General features: G+C 67.7%; 14 protein-coding genes. 5 read left to right on the forward strand and 9 right to left on the reverse strand.

Annotated features, from left to right (window positions below; all coding sequences use genetic code 11):
* Positions 1–12: 12 nt before the first annotated feature.
* The 6 genes from EJ913_RS04765 to EJ913_RS04790 form a co-directional block, all read right to left on the reverse strand.
* Complete coding sequence (locus EJ913_RS04765) at positions 13–837, reverse strand: ferritin-like domain-containing protein (RefSeq protein WP_126995284.1); 825 nt, start codon at positions 835–837, stop codon at positions 13–15.
* A 173-nt stretch (positions 838–1,010) separates the two neighbouring features.
* Entirely contained in the window at positions 1,011–1,430 is a 420-nt protein-coding gene (locus tag EJ913_RS04770) for a F0F1 ATP synthase subunit epsilon (protein ID WP_126995286.1), read from the reverse strand.
* 87 nt (positions 1,431–1,517) lie between these two features.
* Positions 1,518–2,936, reverse strand: a complete 1,419-nt coding sequence (atpD, locus tag EJ913_RS04775; protein WP_126995288.1) for a F0F1 ATP synthase subunit beta — start codon at positions 2,934–2,936, stop codon at positions 1,518–1,520.
* Between the two features lie 72 nt (positions 2,937–3,008).
* On the reverse strand, positions 3,009–3,902 hold the full coding sequence (locus EJ913_RS04780) for a F0F1 ATP synthase subunit gamma (RefSeq protein ID WP_126995290.1): 894 nt from the start codon (positions 3,900–3,902) through the stop codon (positions 3,009–3,011).
* A gap of 86 nt (positions 3,903–3,988) precedes the next feature.
* Entirely contained in the window at positions 3,989–5,518 is a 1,530-nt protein-coding gene (atpA, locus tag EJ913_RS04785) for a F0F1 ATP synthase subunit alpha (protein ID WP_126995292.1), read from the reverse strand.
* Entirely contained in the window at positions 5,518–6,087 is a 570-nt protein-coding gene (locus EJ913_RS04790) for a F0F1 ATP synthase subunit delta (RefSeq protein WP_126995294.1), read from the reverse strand. Before EJ913_RS04790 ends, atpA begins: the two co-directional genes overlap by 1 nt.
* Before the next feature lie 357 nt (positions 6,088–6,444).
* On the opposite strand from EJ913_RS04790, the gene EJ913_RS04795 reads away from it, so the two are divergent.
* Positions 6,445–6,792, forward strand: a complete 348-nt coding sequence (locus EJ913_RS04795) for a hypothetical protein (protein ID WP_126995296.1) — start codon at positions 6,445–6,447, stop codon at positions 6,790–6,792.
* A gap of 26 nt (positions 6,793–6,818) precedes the next feature.
* On the opposite strand, the gene EJ913_RS04800 is transcribed toward EJ913_RS04795, so the two are convergent.
* Positions 6,819–7,322, reverse strand: a complete 504-nt coding sequence (locus EJ913_RS04800; RefSeq protein WP_238519508.1) for a cache domain-containing protein — start codon at positions 7,320–7,322, stop codon at positions 6,819–6,821.
* A gap of 150 nt (positions 7,323–7,472) precedes the next feature.
* The gene (locus EJ913_RS04805; protein ID WP_126995298.1) at positions 7,473–9,713 is read right to left on the reverse strand and encodes a primosomal protein N'; all 2,241 of its coding nucleotides are present in this window, start codon (positions 9,711–9,713) and stop codon (positions 7,473–7,475) included.
* A gap of 119 nt (positions 9,714–9,832) precedes the next feature.
* On the opposite strand from EJ913_RS04805, the gene fsa reads away from it, so the two are divergent.
* The 4 genes from fsa (at position 9,833) to ppk2 (ending at position 13,282) form a co-directional block, all read left to right on the forward strand.
* The gene (gene fsa, locus EJ913_RS04810) at positions 9,833–10,489 is read left to right on the forward strand and encodes a fructose-6-phosphate aldolase (RefSeq protein ID WP_126995300.1); all 657 of its coding nucleotides are present in this window, start codon (positions 9,833–9,835) and stop codon (positions 10,487–10,489) included.
* Between the two features lie 27 nt (positions 10,490–10,516).
* On the forward strand, positions 10,517–11,230 hold the full coding sequence (locus EJ913_RS04815; protein ID WP_126995302.1) for a DUF484 family protein: 714 nt from the start codon (positions 10,517–10,519) through the stop codon (positions 11,228–11,230).
* A complete protein-coding gene (locus EJ913_RS04820; protein WP_244939244.1) occupies positions 11,227–12,192 on the forward strand; it encodes a tyrosine recombinase XerC in 966 nt (321 codons plus the stop codon). The genes EJ913_RS04815 and EJ913_RS04820 overlap by 4 nt, the downstream gene beginning before the upstream one ends.
* 130 nt (positions 12,193–12,322) lie before the next feature.
* A complete protein-coding gene (ppk2, locus tag EJ913_RS04825) occupies positions 12,323–13,282 on the forward strand; it encodes a polyphosphate kinase 2 (protein ID WP_211098871.1) in 960 nt (319 codons plus the stop codon).
* 133 nt (positions 13,283–13,415) lie between these two features.
* Here ppk2 and lpdA read toward each other — a convergent pair whose 3' ends face one another.
* Positions 13,416–14,813 carry a dihydrolipoyl dehydrogenase gene (lpdA, locus tag EJ913_RS04830; RefSeq protein ID WP_126995304.1) on the reverse strand — a complete coding sequence of 466 codons (1,398 nt, stop codon included), beginning with the start codon at positions 14,811–14,813 and terminating at the stop codon, positions 13,416–13,418.
* Between the last annotated feature and the right edge of the window lie 193 nt (positions 14,814–15,006).

The following is a 15,006-nucleotide window of genomic DNA, read 5'->3' on the forward strand; positions in this document are numbered from 1 at the left end:
GCCCCGATTCGCTCAGACCCCTTGCGCGACCAGACGCTTGGTCCGGCGGTTCATCAGCCACCACGCGCCGCGCGAGGCGAGCATGCGCAGACGCGAGTGCGGCTTCAGCCCGCAGGCCTTGAACACCATGGAGATGGCGCGGTCGATGTGCTTGGGCCGGAACCGGCCGTAGGCCCGCCGCGTGTAGGCGGCGTTGTAATGCTTGTGGTCGTAGACCGCATCGGCTGGGGCGTTGGCCGCATAATAGGCGTAGGCCAACTCGTCGTCCTCGGACTCGCCGATGCGCGACAGCGCGACCTTCAGGCGCTGGAACCGGGTCAGCCCTTCCAGCTCCAGGTACTTCTTGTTGAAGGTGTAGAAGATCTTGTAGTGGCGCAGCTCGTCGGCCGAGATGTGGCGGCAGATCTCCTTCAGCACCGGCTCGTCGGTGGAGTCGCCGATGGCGGCGTAGTAGGAGCTGGTGCCGGTCTCGACGATGCAGCGCGCCACCATCTCGCCGCTGCGCGACCCGCGCACCGAGGCGTCGATGTCGATGGGGACCTTGTAGCCGGCCCGGAAGCGGGCGACGGCACCCTGGAAATCGAAGGTGGGATCGACCAGCTCGGCCCAGCGCCCGAGCGCCTCGCCATGCTGCACCTCCTCGATCGCCCAGGCATGGGCGACGGCCTTGAACGCCTCGTCGTCGTGGAAGACGTTGCAGAGATAGGCCGTGTAGTCGTGGGCGTTGAACTCAACCAGGGCCGCCGCCTTGATCAGCGGGATGATGTCCGGATCGATCTTGCTGCGGTCGAAGTGATCCCAGGGAAGCTCGTCGATCCGCCAATGCATCCGGGTCATGGTCCGCCTCTGTTGTGCCGCGTGCTGCCGGCGAAGGTGCTCACCGAAGCGGAAGCGTTGCCGCCCCCGCGTCCAGCGTTTGAATGTAGGCGATGTTCATCGTGTTGCAACGGAAACGGGCGGCTCGGATGAACCGAACCGCCCGTCAACCTGACAAGCCTGCCGCCATGCGCTCAGTGAGCGGCGGAGGACGTCCCGATGGCGTCCAGCTTGGCCCGCGCGACGGCGAGCTTCGCCTCGATGGCGGCCTTTTCCGCGTCGGACTTGGAGTCGTCCGAATCCTCGGAGAGATCCTTGATCGACTTCTCGACCGACGCGCGGTCGAGATCGGTCAGCGCCACCGCTTCCTCGGCCAGGACGGTGCAACGGGTCTCGGTCACCTCGGCGAAACCGCCGGCGACGAAGACGCGGTCGACGATGCGCTCGCCCTCGTAGACGTCGATGACGCCCGGACGCAACGTCGAGATCAGCGGCGAATGGCCGGCGAGCACGCCGAAATCGCCTTCCGTACCCGGCACCACGACCATGTCCACCGGCAGCGACTTCAGCAGCTTTTCCGGCGAGACCAGCTCGAATTCGACTTTATCGGCCATGGGTTTCCTGGTGCCTCTTCGTAAGAACCCTCTCCCCTCTTGCGAGGGGAGAGGGTGAACCATGCGTCAGCGAAGATCGGAGGCCGGTCAGGCCGCCAGCTTCTTGGCCTTGGCGATCGCCTCGTCGATGGTGCCGACCATGTAGAAGGCGGCTTCCGGCAGGTGATCGTAGTCGCCGTTCACGATGCCCTTGAAGCCCTTGATGGTCTCTTCCAGGCTGACCAGCACACCCGGCGTGCCGGTGAACACCTCGGCGACGTGGAAGGGCTGCGACAGGAAGCGCTGGATCTTGCGGGCGCGGGCCACGACCAGCTTGTCCTCTTCCGACAGCTCGTCCATGCCCAGAATGGCGATGATGTCCTGCAGCGACTTGTAGGTCTGCAGAACCTTCTGGACCGAACGGGCGACTTGGTAGTGGTCTTCACCGACGACGCGCGGGTCGAGGATGCGGCTGGTCGAGTCGAGCGGATCCACGGCCGGGAAGATGGCCATTTCCGCGATCGAGCGCGACAGCACCGTGGTGGCGTCCAGGTGGGCGAAGGAGGCGGCCGGGGCCGGATCGGTCAGATCGTCGGCGGGCACGTAAATGGCCTGCACCGAGGTGATCGAACCCTTCTTCGTCGAGGTGATGCGCTCCTGCAGGGCGCCCATGTCGGTGCCCAGCGTCGGCTGGTAACCCACCGCCGACGGGATGCGGCCCAGCAGAGCCGACACTTCCGAGCCGGCCTGGGTGAAGCGGAAGATGTTGTCCACGAAGAACAGCACGTCCTGGCCTTCCTCGTCTCGGAAGTATTCCGCGAGCGTCAGGCCGCTCAGCGCGACGCGGGCGCGGGCGCCCGGCGGCTCGTTCATCTGGCCGTACACCAGCGCCACCTTGGAACCCGGACCGTCGAGCTTGATGACGCCCGACTCGATCATCTCGTGGTAGAGATCGTTGCCCTCACGGGTGCGCTCGCCGACGCCGGCGAACACCGACACGCCGCCGTGCGCCTTCGCGACGTTGTTGATCAGTTCCATGATGGTCACGGTCTTGCCGACGCCGGCGCCGCCGAACAGGCCGATCTTGCCGCCCTTGGCGTAGGGAGCCAGAAGGTCGATGACCTTGATGCCGGTGATCAGCACTTCGGCGTCCGTCGACTGGTCGACGAAGTCCGGGGCCGAACGGTGGATCGGCAGCGAGCGGGCGGCGTTGACGGCACCGCGCTCGTCGATCGGATCGCCGATGACGTTGATGATGCGGCCTAGCGTCTCCGGGCCGACCGGCACGGTGATCGGGTTGCCGGTGTCCAGGACTTCCGAGCCACGCACCAGACCGTCGGTGCTGTCCATGGCGATGGTGCGGACCGTGCTCTCGCCCAGGTGCTGCGCCACTTCCAGGACGAGGGTCTTGCCGTCGTTCTGGGTGTGCAGCGCGTTCAGGATCGACGGCAGGACGCCGTCGAACTGCACGTCGACGACGGCGCCGGTAACCTGCGTGATCTTGCCGACGGAATTGGTGCTGGCCATGGAGTAAAGCTCCCTAGGAACTCGGTAAGTGTCGGTGTGCCGTCGCCGGCCGATTGCGTGTCGTCGCCGCCTTTACAGGGCCTCGGCACCGGAGATGATCTCGATCAGCTCCTTGGTGATGTAGGCCTGGCGCGTCCGGTTGTAGGTGATCGTCAGCTTGTTGATCATGTCGCCGGCGTTGCGCGTCGCGTTGTCCATCGCGGTCATCCGGGCGCCCTGCTCGGACGCCGCGCTCTCCAAGAGCGCGCGGTAGATCTGGATCGACAGGTTGCGCGGCAGCAGTTCGGCGAGGATCTGCTCCTCGTCGGGCTCGAACTCGTAGATCGCCTTGGCTTCGTCCGTCGCGGCGGGGGCGGCGTCGGCCGCGACCGGAACCGCGAAGGGGATCAGCTGCTGGACGGTCACGATCTGCGAGATCGCCGACTTGAACTTGTTGAAGACGACCGAGCAGACGTCGAACTCGCCGGCGTCGAACATCGCCAGCACCTTCTTCGCCACCATGTCGGCGTCGGCGAAGGAGAGACGGCGGCGACCGACGTCCTCGTAGCTCTCGACGATCAGCGAGGCGTAGTCGCGGCGCAGCTGGTCGCGGCCCTTGCGGCCCACGGTCAGCACCTTCACGGTCTTGCCCTCGCCCTGGAGGCGGGCGATCTGGCGCTTGGCCTCGCGGACGATGGAGCCGTTGAAGGCGCCGCACAGACCGCGATCGGAGCTGACGACGACCAGCAGGTGCACCTGGTCGGCGCCCGTCCCGGTCATCAGCTTCGGCCCGTTGCCACTGTCCTGCACGTTGGAGGCCAGCGACGACAGCATGCGGCCCATACGCTCCGCGTAGGGACCGCCGGCTTCCGCCTGCTCCTGCGCGCGGCGCAGCTTGGAGGCCGCGACCATCTTCATGGCCGAGGTGATCTTGCGCGTCGACTGGACGCTCGCGATCCGGTTTTTTAGGTCCTTGAGGTTAGGCATGCCGGCCCTTCAATTCCGCTCGAGGTCGTTCCGTGCCCGTCTTCCGTGACGGCGGGGGGCGGTCGCCCGCCCCCGCGCACGGTCGGTCAGGCGAAGACCTTGGAGAAGCTGTCGAGGAAGGCCTTCAGCTTTTCCTCGGTCGCCGACGTGATCTGCTTGTCGGTGCGGATCGCCGCCAGGATGTCCGCGCCCTTGGCGCGGATTTCCGACAGGAACTTCGCCTCGAAGCGGTTGACGTCCTCGACCTTGATCGCGTCCAGGTAGCCCTTCACGCCGGAGAAGATCGAGACGACCTGCTCCTCGACGGGCAGCGGCTGGAACTGGCCCTGCTTCAGCAGCTCGGTCAGACGGGCGCCACGGGCCAGCAGGCGCTGGGTCGAGGCGTCGAGGTCGGAGGCGAACTGCGCGAAGGCGGCCATCTCGCGGTACTGCGCGAGTTCCATCTTGATGGTGCCGGCGACCTGCTTCATCGCCTTGATCTGGGCGGCGGAGCCGACGCGGCTCACCGACAGACCGACGTTGATGGCGGGGCGGATGCCACGATAGAACAGGCCGGTTTCCAGGAAGATCTGGCCGTCGGTGATCGAAATCACGTTGGTCGGGATGTACGCCGACACGTCGCCGGCCTGCGTCTCGATGACCGGCAGCGCGGTCAGCGAGCCGTTGCCGTGGGCGTCGCCCATCTTGGCGGCGCGCTCGAGCAGGCGCGAGTGGAGGTAGAACACGTCGCCGGGGTAGGCTTCGCGGCCGGGCGGACGACGGAGCAGCAGCGACATCTGGCGGTAGGCGACGGCCTGCTTGGACAGATCGTCGTACACGATCAGGGCGTGCATGCCGTTGTCGCGGAAGTACTCGCCCATCGTGCAGCCGGTGTAGGGCGCGAGGAACTGCAGCGGAGCCGGTTCCGAGGCCGTGGCGGCGACGACGATGGAGTATTCCATGGCGCCGGCGTCTTCCAGGGTCTTGACGATCTGGGCGACGGTCGAACGCTTCTGGCCGATGGCGACGTAGATACAGTAGAGCTTCTTGCTCTCGTCGTCGCCCTGGTTGATCGGCTTCTGGTTCAGGAAGGTGTCGATGACGACGGCGGTCTTGCCGGTCTGGCGATCGCCGATGATCAGCTCTCGCTGGCCGCGCCCGATCGGAACCAAGCTGTCGACGGCCTTCAGGCCGGTCTGCATCGGCTCGTGCACCGACTTGCGCGGAATGATGCCGGGGGCCTTCACTTCCACGCGGGTGCGGGTCACGTCGACCAGCGGGCCCTTGCCGTCGATCGGGTTGCCCAGACCGTCGACCACGCGGCCCAGCAGGCCGCGGCCGACGGGGACGTCCACGATGGTGCCGGTGCGCTTGACGGTGTCGCCTTCCTTGATGCCGCGGTCGTCGCCGAAGATCACGATGCCGACGTTGTCGGTCTCGAGGTTCAGCGCCATGCCCTGCAGGCCACCGGGGAACTCGACCATCTCGCCGGCGCGAACGTTGTCCAGGCCGTGCACGCGGGCGACGCCGTCGCCCACCGACAGAACCTGACCGACTTCGGCGACATCCGCCTCGGTACCGAAATTCGCGATCTGCTGCTTGAGGATCGCAGAGATTTCTGCGGCGCGGATATCCATCAGACTGACCCCCCTGAGGCCTTCATGGCGAGTTGCAACTTGTTCAGCTTCGTGCGCACGGAGGTATCGACCATGCGCGAGCCGAACTTGACGATCATGCCGCCGATCAACTCGGGATCGACGGAGGTGTTCACCAGCACCTTGGAACCGATGGACGCCTTGAGCGTGTCGATCACGGCGTTGCGCTGGGCGTCGCTCAGCGGCTGGGCCGAGGTGACCTGGGCGGTGACCTCGCCGCGGCGCCGGGCCAGCTCGGCCAGGAAGCCGTCGATCATGCCGTCGATCGAGAAGAGGCGGCGATTCGCCGCCACCAGCCCGATGAAGCGCTTGGTCAGATCGGACAGGCCGGCGCTGTCCAGGACAGCGGCCATCGCGCGGGCCTGATCGGCACGGCTGATCACGGGGCTGCGGACGAGGCGACGCAGGTCAGCGCTCTCGGCCAGGATCTGCTTCAGCGTGGACAGATCGCTCGCGACCGTGTCCAACGCCTGGTTTTCGTCCGCAAGCTCGAACAGCGCGGTGGAGTAGCGCGCGGCGAGTTCGGAAACGCCTGTTCCTTCGGATGCCACCTGATCCCTCGAATTGAGTTCGGTAGACGGTGAATTCAGCGGCCCTAGAGGGTGTCAACCCGAGGCACAAACACCCCGGCCGCGAAAGCGAGCGGTCCAATATCACAGGAATTGCCCCCACGCAACCGGGTCTGGACAATTTGCGTGCGGCGTTTTGAGCAACTGCGGAATCATCGGTCCGCGCAATGTTCAATCCGCGCGGGCCGATGGACCCGGCTGTGACTTCCACGGGCACACGGGACGCGCTTAATTGGCGATTAACCATTCCGGCGCAGGGTCGCTTCAGACCGCGTTATCAAGAGCCGCTTCTTCGGTTCGCCTCCCTTCGGGTCACCGAGACGAAAGGCCCCCGCCCCCATGACCGCCACCGCCGCCGCGACCGCCACCGTGCTTGCCTTCTCCAGCGCCCGCTTCACGCCGGACGACCTCGCCACCTTCGAGACCATCGCCGAACCCAAGCTGCGGGACGGCCATTGGGCCGGAGTCGTCCGCGAGTCGGGGCGCGAGCACGACCGCCTGCTGGTGCTGCTGCCCGAGGTCGACCGCCCGGTCTTCCGCTTCGAGCGCGACGGGCGCGGGCGCTACACCCTGTCCTTCCACGACCGGTCCGGCTGGTACGGCATCGGGGCCGGCGGCAGCGCCGCGGAATGCCTGTCGATCTGGCGCGCACGGCCGCGCACGGCCGCGCCGTTTCCGGTGCTGTAGATCCTTAACAATACGAATCGCGCGGCTCAGCGGTAGACGCCGACCGCCAGCGTGTAGGGTTTTCCGTTCAGGACCAGGCGGCGCGCGTGCATCGTCTTCCGGGCGATCTGCCCCGACAGCGGGTCGAGCCACCGATAGGTCACGTCGGCGCGGCCCTGCCGCTCGACTCCGTCCAGCGCCTCGCGCATGAAGGGCTTGCCGTCCGCATCGCGCAGATCGGTCAGGTTGCTCCCGTTCAGCGAGGGCGTCCAGCCATGCGCCACCATCACCCCGTCGCGGTCCAGAAGCATCGGGTAGAGGTCGCGGTCGATGAAGCCGCCCTCATGGTCGGCGAAGACCCCAGGGGCGGCGCCCACGCCGTTCCGGTTCAGGTAGCGCTCCGCCCGGTCCAGCATCGCCCCGGCCTCCGCGTCGGTGCCGCGCGTGCGCGCCGGCGCGCCGGCGGTCAGCGCGATCACCAGCAGAAGCAGCAGGACCGGGATGACCGTCAGCAGCGTGTGGCGGTGAAGACGGCCGTTCAGTCTGTGCATGAGACATTCCGGATGGACAAGCGGCGCCGTAAGCATGGGCATCGTGGTAGTACCGCAGACGGCACGGCGCAATGGACCAATCGTCACAGGTGCCATGCCAAAGCAACACCCGCGATTTGCCATAACGCCGTCCCCGCCTCTCCTTGGCCTTTACAGGAAGCTGTAGGGATCGACGTCGATCTGCACGCGGATCGACGGCGGAATCTCGACCCGACTCAACCAATCCGCGATCAAGGGTTGCACTTGCGTGGCGCGCGGGGCTTTCAGCAGCAACCGGCGGCGGTGCCGGCCGCGCAGCAGTGCCAGCGGCGCCGGGGCCGGTCCCAGCACATGCACCGTCTCGCCGCGCGGCGCCGCGCGGCCGAGCGCCATCGCCACCCGATCCACCAGCGTCGGATCCTCGCCGGACACGATGAGCGCCGCCAGCCGGCCGAAGGGCGGCATGCCGGCCTCCTGCCGCATCTCCGCCTCCAGTTGGTAGAAGCCGTCGCGGTCGCCCGCCGCCAGCGCCTGCATCACCGGATGCTCGGGCATGAAGGTTTGCAGCATCACCCGTCCCGGCCGCTCGCCGCGCCCGGCCCGCCCCGCCACTTGGTGAAGCAGCTGGTAGGTCCGCTCGGCCGCGCGCAGGTCGCCGCCGTTCAGGCCGAGGTCGGCATCGACCACCCCGACCAGCGTCAGCATCGGAAAATGGTGGCCCTTCGCCATCACCTGGGTGCCGATGACGATGTCCAGCTCGTGGTCGCCGATCTTGCGGACCATCTCCTGGATCGCGCGCGGACCGAACAGCGTGTCGGACGCCATGATGGCGGCGCGGGCGTCGGGGTAAAGCTCCGCCACCTCCTCGGCGATGCGCTCCACGCCGGGGCCGCAGGCCGCCATGGTGCCCTCCTCCCCGCAACTCGGGCAGCTCGGCGGCAAGGGCTGTTGCAGACCGCAATGGTGACATTGGAGCTTGCGGGCCAGCCGGTGCTCGACCAGCCACGCGGTGCAGTTCGGGCATTGCATGCGGTGGCCGCAGGCCCGGCACAGCGTCAGCGGGGCGTAGCCACGCCGGTTCAGGAACAGCATCGCCTGCTCGCCGCCGGCCAGCGTCTCGGTCAGCGCCTTGCGCACGCTGGGCGCCAGCCAGTGTCGGGCGGGCGGGCGGTCGCGCCGCAAATCGATCAGATCGATGTCGGGCAGCACGGCGCCGCCGTGGCGCGACGGCAGCTCGATGCGGGCGTAGCGGTGGCTGTCGGCGTTGACCTTGGTCTCCAGCGAAGGCGTCGCCGAGACCAGCACGATGGGCAAGCCCCCCAGATGCGCCCGCGCGACGGCCATGTCGCGGGCGTGGTAGATGGCCCCCTCCTCCTGCTTGTAGGCGGAGTCGTGCTCCTCGTCGACGACGATCACCCCGAGGTCGGGATAGGGCAGGAACAGCGCGGAGCGGGCGCCGACCACCACCGGCACCTCGCCCTTGGCGATGGCGCGCCACGTGTCGCGGCGCTGCGCCCCGGTCAGCTCCGAATGCCATTCGGCGGGTGGCGCGCCGAAGCGCTTGGCAAAGCGGTCGAGCCACTGCGCCGACAGCGCGATCTCCGGCAGCAGCACCAGCGCCTGCTTGCCCTGCTTCAGCGCGGTGGCGATCGCCTCGTAATAAACCTCGGTCTTGCCCGACCCGGTCACCCCGTCGAGCAGCACGGTCGAATAGCCGCCGGTGCCGACGCGGGCGCGCAGGTCCTCGGCCGCCGCCTCCTGGTTGGCCGACAGGGAGGGGCCGGGGCGCGCCCAGTCGGGCGGGCGGCCCAGCGTCGTCGGCTCCAGCAACACCGGTTCCAGCAGCCCGGCCTCGGCCAGACCGCGCACCACGGTGACGCCGCAGCCGGCCTCCTCGGCCAGTTCGCCCGGCGTGCGCGGCGGCCCGCCCGCCAGCGTGTCGTCGAGCAGGGCCAGCACGCGCTTGCGCGGGTCGGTCATCTTGAAGCCGGGCGGCGGCTCGGCGTCGGCTTTGCGCAGGTAAGCCAGCGTCGGCTTGGGCGGCTCCAGCGCCGAGGGCACGCTCATCGCCATGCGCAGGACGGATCCGGGCAGCGTCATCGTGTAGGCGGCCACCCACTCGATGAAGCGGCGGCCGACCTCGGTCATCGGCGGCACATCGAAGCGGCGGACCACGGCCTTCAGCCGGCCGCTCTCGACCGTCCCGGCCCCCGGCCCCCAGACCACGCCGATGACACGGCGCGGCCCCAGCGGCACCTCGACGACGTCGCCGGGGACGAGCGCCATGCCGTCGGGCACGCGGTAATCGTAGGCTTCGCGCAGCGGCAGCGGCAACAGCACCGCGACGCGCGCCTCGGCCCCCAGAAGATCACCCTGGAGGGCCGGGCCGGAACTGGCGGAAGGCTCACGCATCGGCTAGAGTGGTCCCATGCCCCGGTCGCCGGGCGGGACGGCCCGCCGGTGTGGTGCCGGTGCGGCCGGTCCCGGTTCTTTCAGCCACGCCTCTTTCAGCCACGCATGGACCCTTTGTCATGAAGTTCTTCGTCGACACCGCCGACATCACCGAGATCCGCGATCTGGCCGATTCCGGTTTGCTGGACGGTGTTACCACCAACCCCTCCCTGATCGCCAAGAGCGGCCGCAACTTCCTCGACCTCGTGGCCGAGATCTGCGACGTGGTCGACGGCCCGGTCAGCGCCGAGGTGGCTTCCACCGACTTCGACACCATGCTCGCCGAAGGGCTGAAGATCGCCAAGATCTCTCCGCGCGTCGCGGTGAAGGTGCCACTGACCCCCGCCGGGCTCAAGGTCTGCAAGGCCCTGTCGTCCGAAGGGACGATGGTCAACGTCACGCTGTGCTTCTCCCCCGCCCAGGCCATCCTCGCCGCCAAGGCCGGCGCGACCTTCGTGTCGCCCTTCGTCGGCCGGCTGGACGACATCGGGCAGGAGGGGATGGGCATCATCTCCGACATCTGCGAGATCTACGCGAACTACGACTATTTCAAGACCGAGGTGCTGGTCGCCTCGGTCCGCAGCCCGATGCACATCGTCAACGCCGCCCGCATCGGCGCCCATGTCGTCACCGCGCCGACCTCGGTGCTCAAGCAGCTCTTCAACCATCCGCTGACCGACAAGGGCCTCGCCCAGTTCGTCCAGGATTGGAAGAAGACCGGCCAGTCCATCCTCTGACGCGCCCGTCCAGGGGAGGATGACGCGATGGGCCGCGAGACCGGACACCCCCAACGACCGACGCCGACGCTCTCCCCGGAGGACGTCTGCGCGTATCTGCGGAACCACCCGGATTTCCTGGCCCAGAACGCCGATCTGGTCCACCACCTGACCCCGCCTTCCCAGGACCGCGGGCGTGGGGTGGTGGATCTCCAGAGCTTCATGCTGGAGCGTCTGCGCGGCGAGGTGCGGCGCCTGAAGGCCGAGCAGCGCGAGCTGATCGGCACCAGCCGCGCCAACCTGAACAGCCAGAACCGCATCCACGCCGCCGTGCTGTTCCTGCTCGACGCCCAGAGCTTCGAGCATCTGATCCAGACCATCACCACCGATCTGGCCGTGCTGCTGGACCTCGACGTCGCCTGTCTGGTCGTCGAATCGAACGGGGGCGACATCCCGCACGTCCACACGTCCGGCGTGCGCGTGGTCGAGCCCGGCGCCATCGCCGAACGGCTGGGCCGCGCCGACGTGGTGCTGAACCGGGACATCCAGGGCGATCCGGAGATCTACGGCCCCGGCGCCGGCTTGGTGCGCTCGGAGGCGCTGATCCGCATCCACGTGTCGAGCGAGACGCCCGAGGGCATGCTGGCCTTCGGCAGCCGCGAGCCGGACACCTTCCACACCGGCCAAGGCACCGAATTGGTGGGCTTCCTCGCCCGCGTGGTCGAACGGGTCATCCGGGGCTGGCTGGAGCTGCCGGCGTGACCACCGGACCGACGCTGGGGCCGGCGCTGGGGTTCTCCGCCAAGCCCGACGTGCAGGACACGCTGGTCCACTGGCAGCGCTGGATGCGGAGCGAGCGCAACGTCTCGCCGCACACCCTGTCCGCCTACGTCAACGACGTGGCCGAGTTCCTGCGCTTCCTCACCGAATACCGGGGCGGCTCCCCGCCCTCGATGAACGATCTGGCCGGGATGAAGGCCGGGGAGTTCCGGGCGTGGCTGTCGCGGCTCGCCATGGACGGTCTGGTCGGGGCCAGCCGGGCGCGCAAGCTGGCGGCGGTGCGCAACCTGTTCCGCTGGATGGACCGCGACGGCCGCCTGCACAACCCGGCCATCGCGACGCTGAACACCCCGAAGGTGCTGCGCCCGGTGCCGCGCCCGCTGACCGAGATCGACACCGACCGCTTCCTCGACGAGGCCGAGCAGGACCGCGAGGAGCCGTGGATCGGCAAGCGCGACCGCGCGCTGTTCACGCTGCTCTACGGCTGCGGCCTGCGAATCTCCGAGGCGTTGGGGCTGGCGCGCAAGGACGCGCCGCTGGGCGAAAGCCTGCGCGTCACCGGCAAGGGCCGCAAGGAGCGCATGATCCCGGTGCTGCCGGCGGTGACCGAGGCGGTTCAGGCCTACCTCGATACCTGCCCCTTCACCCTGGCCCCGGACGGGCCATTGTTCGTCGGCGTGCGCGGTGGGAGGCTGAACGCGGGCATCGCGCAGCACCAGATGCAGAAACTGCGCGGGTTGATGGGATTGCCGGACAGCGCCACGCCGCACGCGCTGCGCCACAGCTTCGCGACGCATCTGCTGGCCGATGGCGGGGATCTGCGGGCGATCCAGGATTTGCTGGGGCACGCCTCGCTCTCCACCACGCAGCGCTACACGGATGTGGAGAGCGAGCAGTTGATGAACGTGTACCGGTCGGCCCATCCGCGGGCGCGCAAGAGTTAGAACCGGCTTGACCATCAGCGGCCGGGCCGCCCCGGTCACTTCGTCGCGGAGGCTGCGCGGGCGGTTGCCTGACGCGTCCGCTTCTCCTAGCGTTGGTTGGGTGGGAAAACGATACGCAAGGGGCGCTGGAATGGACGAGGTCAAGACGGGCATCGAGGCCGAGGCCGGCGACAAGCCGAAAAAGAAGAAGGCGCCGAAGCTGAAGGATCTCGGGCTCGGCGTCCCGGCCACCGGCGGCGAGGTGCTGCGCGACGCCAAGGAGGCAGCCGCCATCGAGGCCCACTGGCGCGACCTGAGCGGCGGCAAGCCGCCGAAGGACGGCAAGAAGGTCAAATACGTCGACGAATTGGCCCGGCTGCAGTTCGAACTGATCAAGCTGCAGGAATGGGTGCGGGTCAACGGCCTGAAGGTCTGCGTGCTGTTCGAAGGGCGCGACGCCGCCGGAAAGGGCGGCGTCATCAAGCGCATCACCGAAAGCCTCAACCCCCGCGTCTGCCGGATCGTGGCTCTCGGAACGCCGACCGAGAGGGAGCGCGGGCAGTGGTACTTCCAGCGCTACGTCGCGCAGCTTCCCGCCAAGGGTGAGATCGTGCTGTTCGACCGCAGCTGGTACAACCGCGCCGGCGTCGAACGGGTCATGGGCTTCTGCACCGACGATGAATACCAGGAGTTCCTGCGCGCCTGCCCGGCCTTCGAGGAGATGCTGGTCCGCTCCGGCGTCATCCTGATCAAATACTGGTTCTCGGTCAGCGACGAGGAGCAGGAGAAGCGCTTCACCGAGCGCATGCACAACCCGATCAAGCGCTGGAAACTCAGCCCGATGGACCTCGAATCCCGCAAGCACTGGGTCGAGTATTCCAAGGCCAAGGACGTCATGCTGGAACACACCGACAAGAAGCTGACGCCGTGGTACATCGTCGACGCCGACGACAAGAAGAAGGCGCGGCTGAACTGCATCCACCACCTGCTCCAGCAGATCCCCTATCAGGACATCGCCCCGGTGGAGCTGGAGCTGCCGCCCCGGCAGAGCGACGACGGCTATAAAAGGCCGAAGAAGTCGAAGCAAAACTGGGTGCCGGACGCGTACTGAAAGCTGTCGCTCATAGCGATCAACCGGTCATCTTTCTTATCTGTGTCCATCCGTGTCGATCTGTGGACAATAAAAAAGCGCCCTTCCCCTCCTGCCTGCGTGCGGGAGGGGAAGGGCGCCGTAATTCACCCGATCAGATGTGCAGCGGACGACCGTCCACCGCCAGCGCCGCTTCCTTGACCGCCTCGGTCAGGGTCGGGTGCGCGTGGCAGGTGCGGGCGATGTCCTCGGCGGACGCGCTGAACTCCATGGCCAGCACCAGCTCACCAATCATCTCCGACACGTTCGGGCCGAGCAGATGGACGCCCAGCACCTTGTCGGTCGCGGCGTCGGCCAGGATCTTCACGAAACCGTCGGTCGCGCCGATGGCGCGCGCGCGGGCGTTGGCGGTGAAGGGGAACTTGCCGGCCTTGTAGGCGACGCCAGCGGCCTTCAGCTCCTCTTCCGTCTTGCCGACGGCGGCCACTTCCGGCCACGTGTAGACGACGCCGGGGACGAGGTCGTGGTTGACGTGGCTCTTCTGGCCGGCCAGCTGCTCGGCCAGGGCGACGCCCTCCTCCTCGGCCTTGTGGGCCAGCATCGGGCCTTCGACCACGTCGCCGATGGCGTAGATGCCCGGCACGTTGGTCTCGAAGTGCTTGCCGATCTTGACGCGGCCACGCTCCATCTCGACGCCCACCGCCTCGAGGCCCAGGCCCTGGGTGTAGGGGCGGCGACCGATGGCCACCAGCACCACATCGGCCTCCAGCGTCTCGGCGGCGCCACCGGCGGCCGGCTCGACCGTCAGCGACACGCCGGTCTCGGAGACGTTGGCACCGATCACTTTCGAGCCGAGCTTGAAGGTCATGCCCTGCTTGGCGAAGATGCGCTGGGACTGCTTGGAGATCTCGCCGTCCATCGTCGGCAGGATGCGGTCGAGATACTCGACCACGGTCACCTGGGCGCCCAGACGGCCCCAGACGGAACCCAGCTCCAGCCCGATGACGCCGCCGCCGATCACGACGAGGCGCTTGGGCACCTCGGCCAAATCCAGCGCGCCGGTCGAGGAGACGATCTTCTTCTCGTCGATCGTGATGCCGGGCAGCGGAGTGACCTCCGAGCCGGTGGCGATGACGATGGCCTTCGACGCGGTGATGGCGCCGACGCCCTCGACCTCGACGGTGTTGGCCGAGGTGATCGTGCCGGCGCCCTTGAGCCAGGCGATCTTGTTCTTCTTGAACAGGAACTCGACGCCGCCGGTGTTGTCCTTGACGACCTTGCTCTTGTGCGCGTGCATGCCGGGCAGATCGAGTTCGACGCCGCCGACCTTGATGCCGAACTTGGCGAGGCCGTGCGCGGCCTCCTCATACTTCTCCGAGGCGGCCAGCAGGGCCTTGGAGGGGATGCAGCCGACGTTCAGGCAGGTGCCGCCGAGCGCCGAGCGCTTTTCCACGCAGGCGACCTTGAATCCCAGCTGCGCCGCACGGATCGCGCAGACATACCCGCCGGGACCGCCGCCGACGACGACGACATCAAAAGTGCTTTCAGCCATGAGAGGCTTTCCTTCCGCCAGTCTTGCTCGTTGCCAAAAGCCGTCCCGTCCAGCGGGGAGGGCCGCGCGGCGAGTTATGCCCGCGCTCAAGCCGACTGGCAACGGGACACTTCGTCCCGGCTGGAATGCGCCGGCCGGACGGACGATCCGACCCCCGCTCTATAAAAGAAGGAAGACCAAGACGTTGCGCAGG

Source organism: Azospirillum doebereinerae (assembly GCF_003989665.1).
In the GTDB taxonomy this organism is placed as follows: domain Bacteria; phylum Pseudomonadota; class Alphaproteobacteria; order Azospirillales; family Azospirillaceae; genus Azospirillum; species Azospirillum doebereinerae.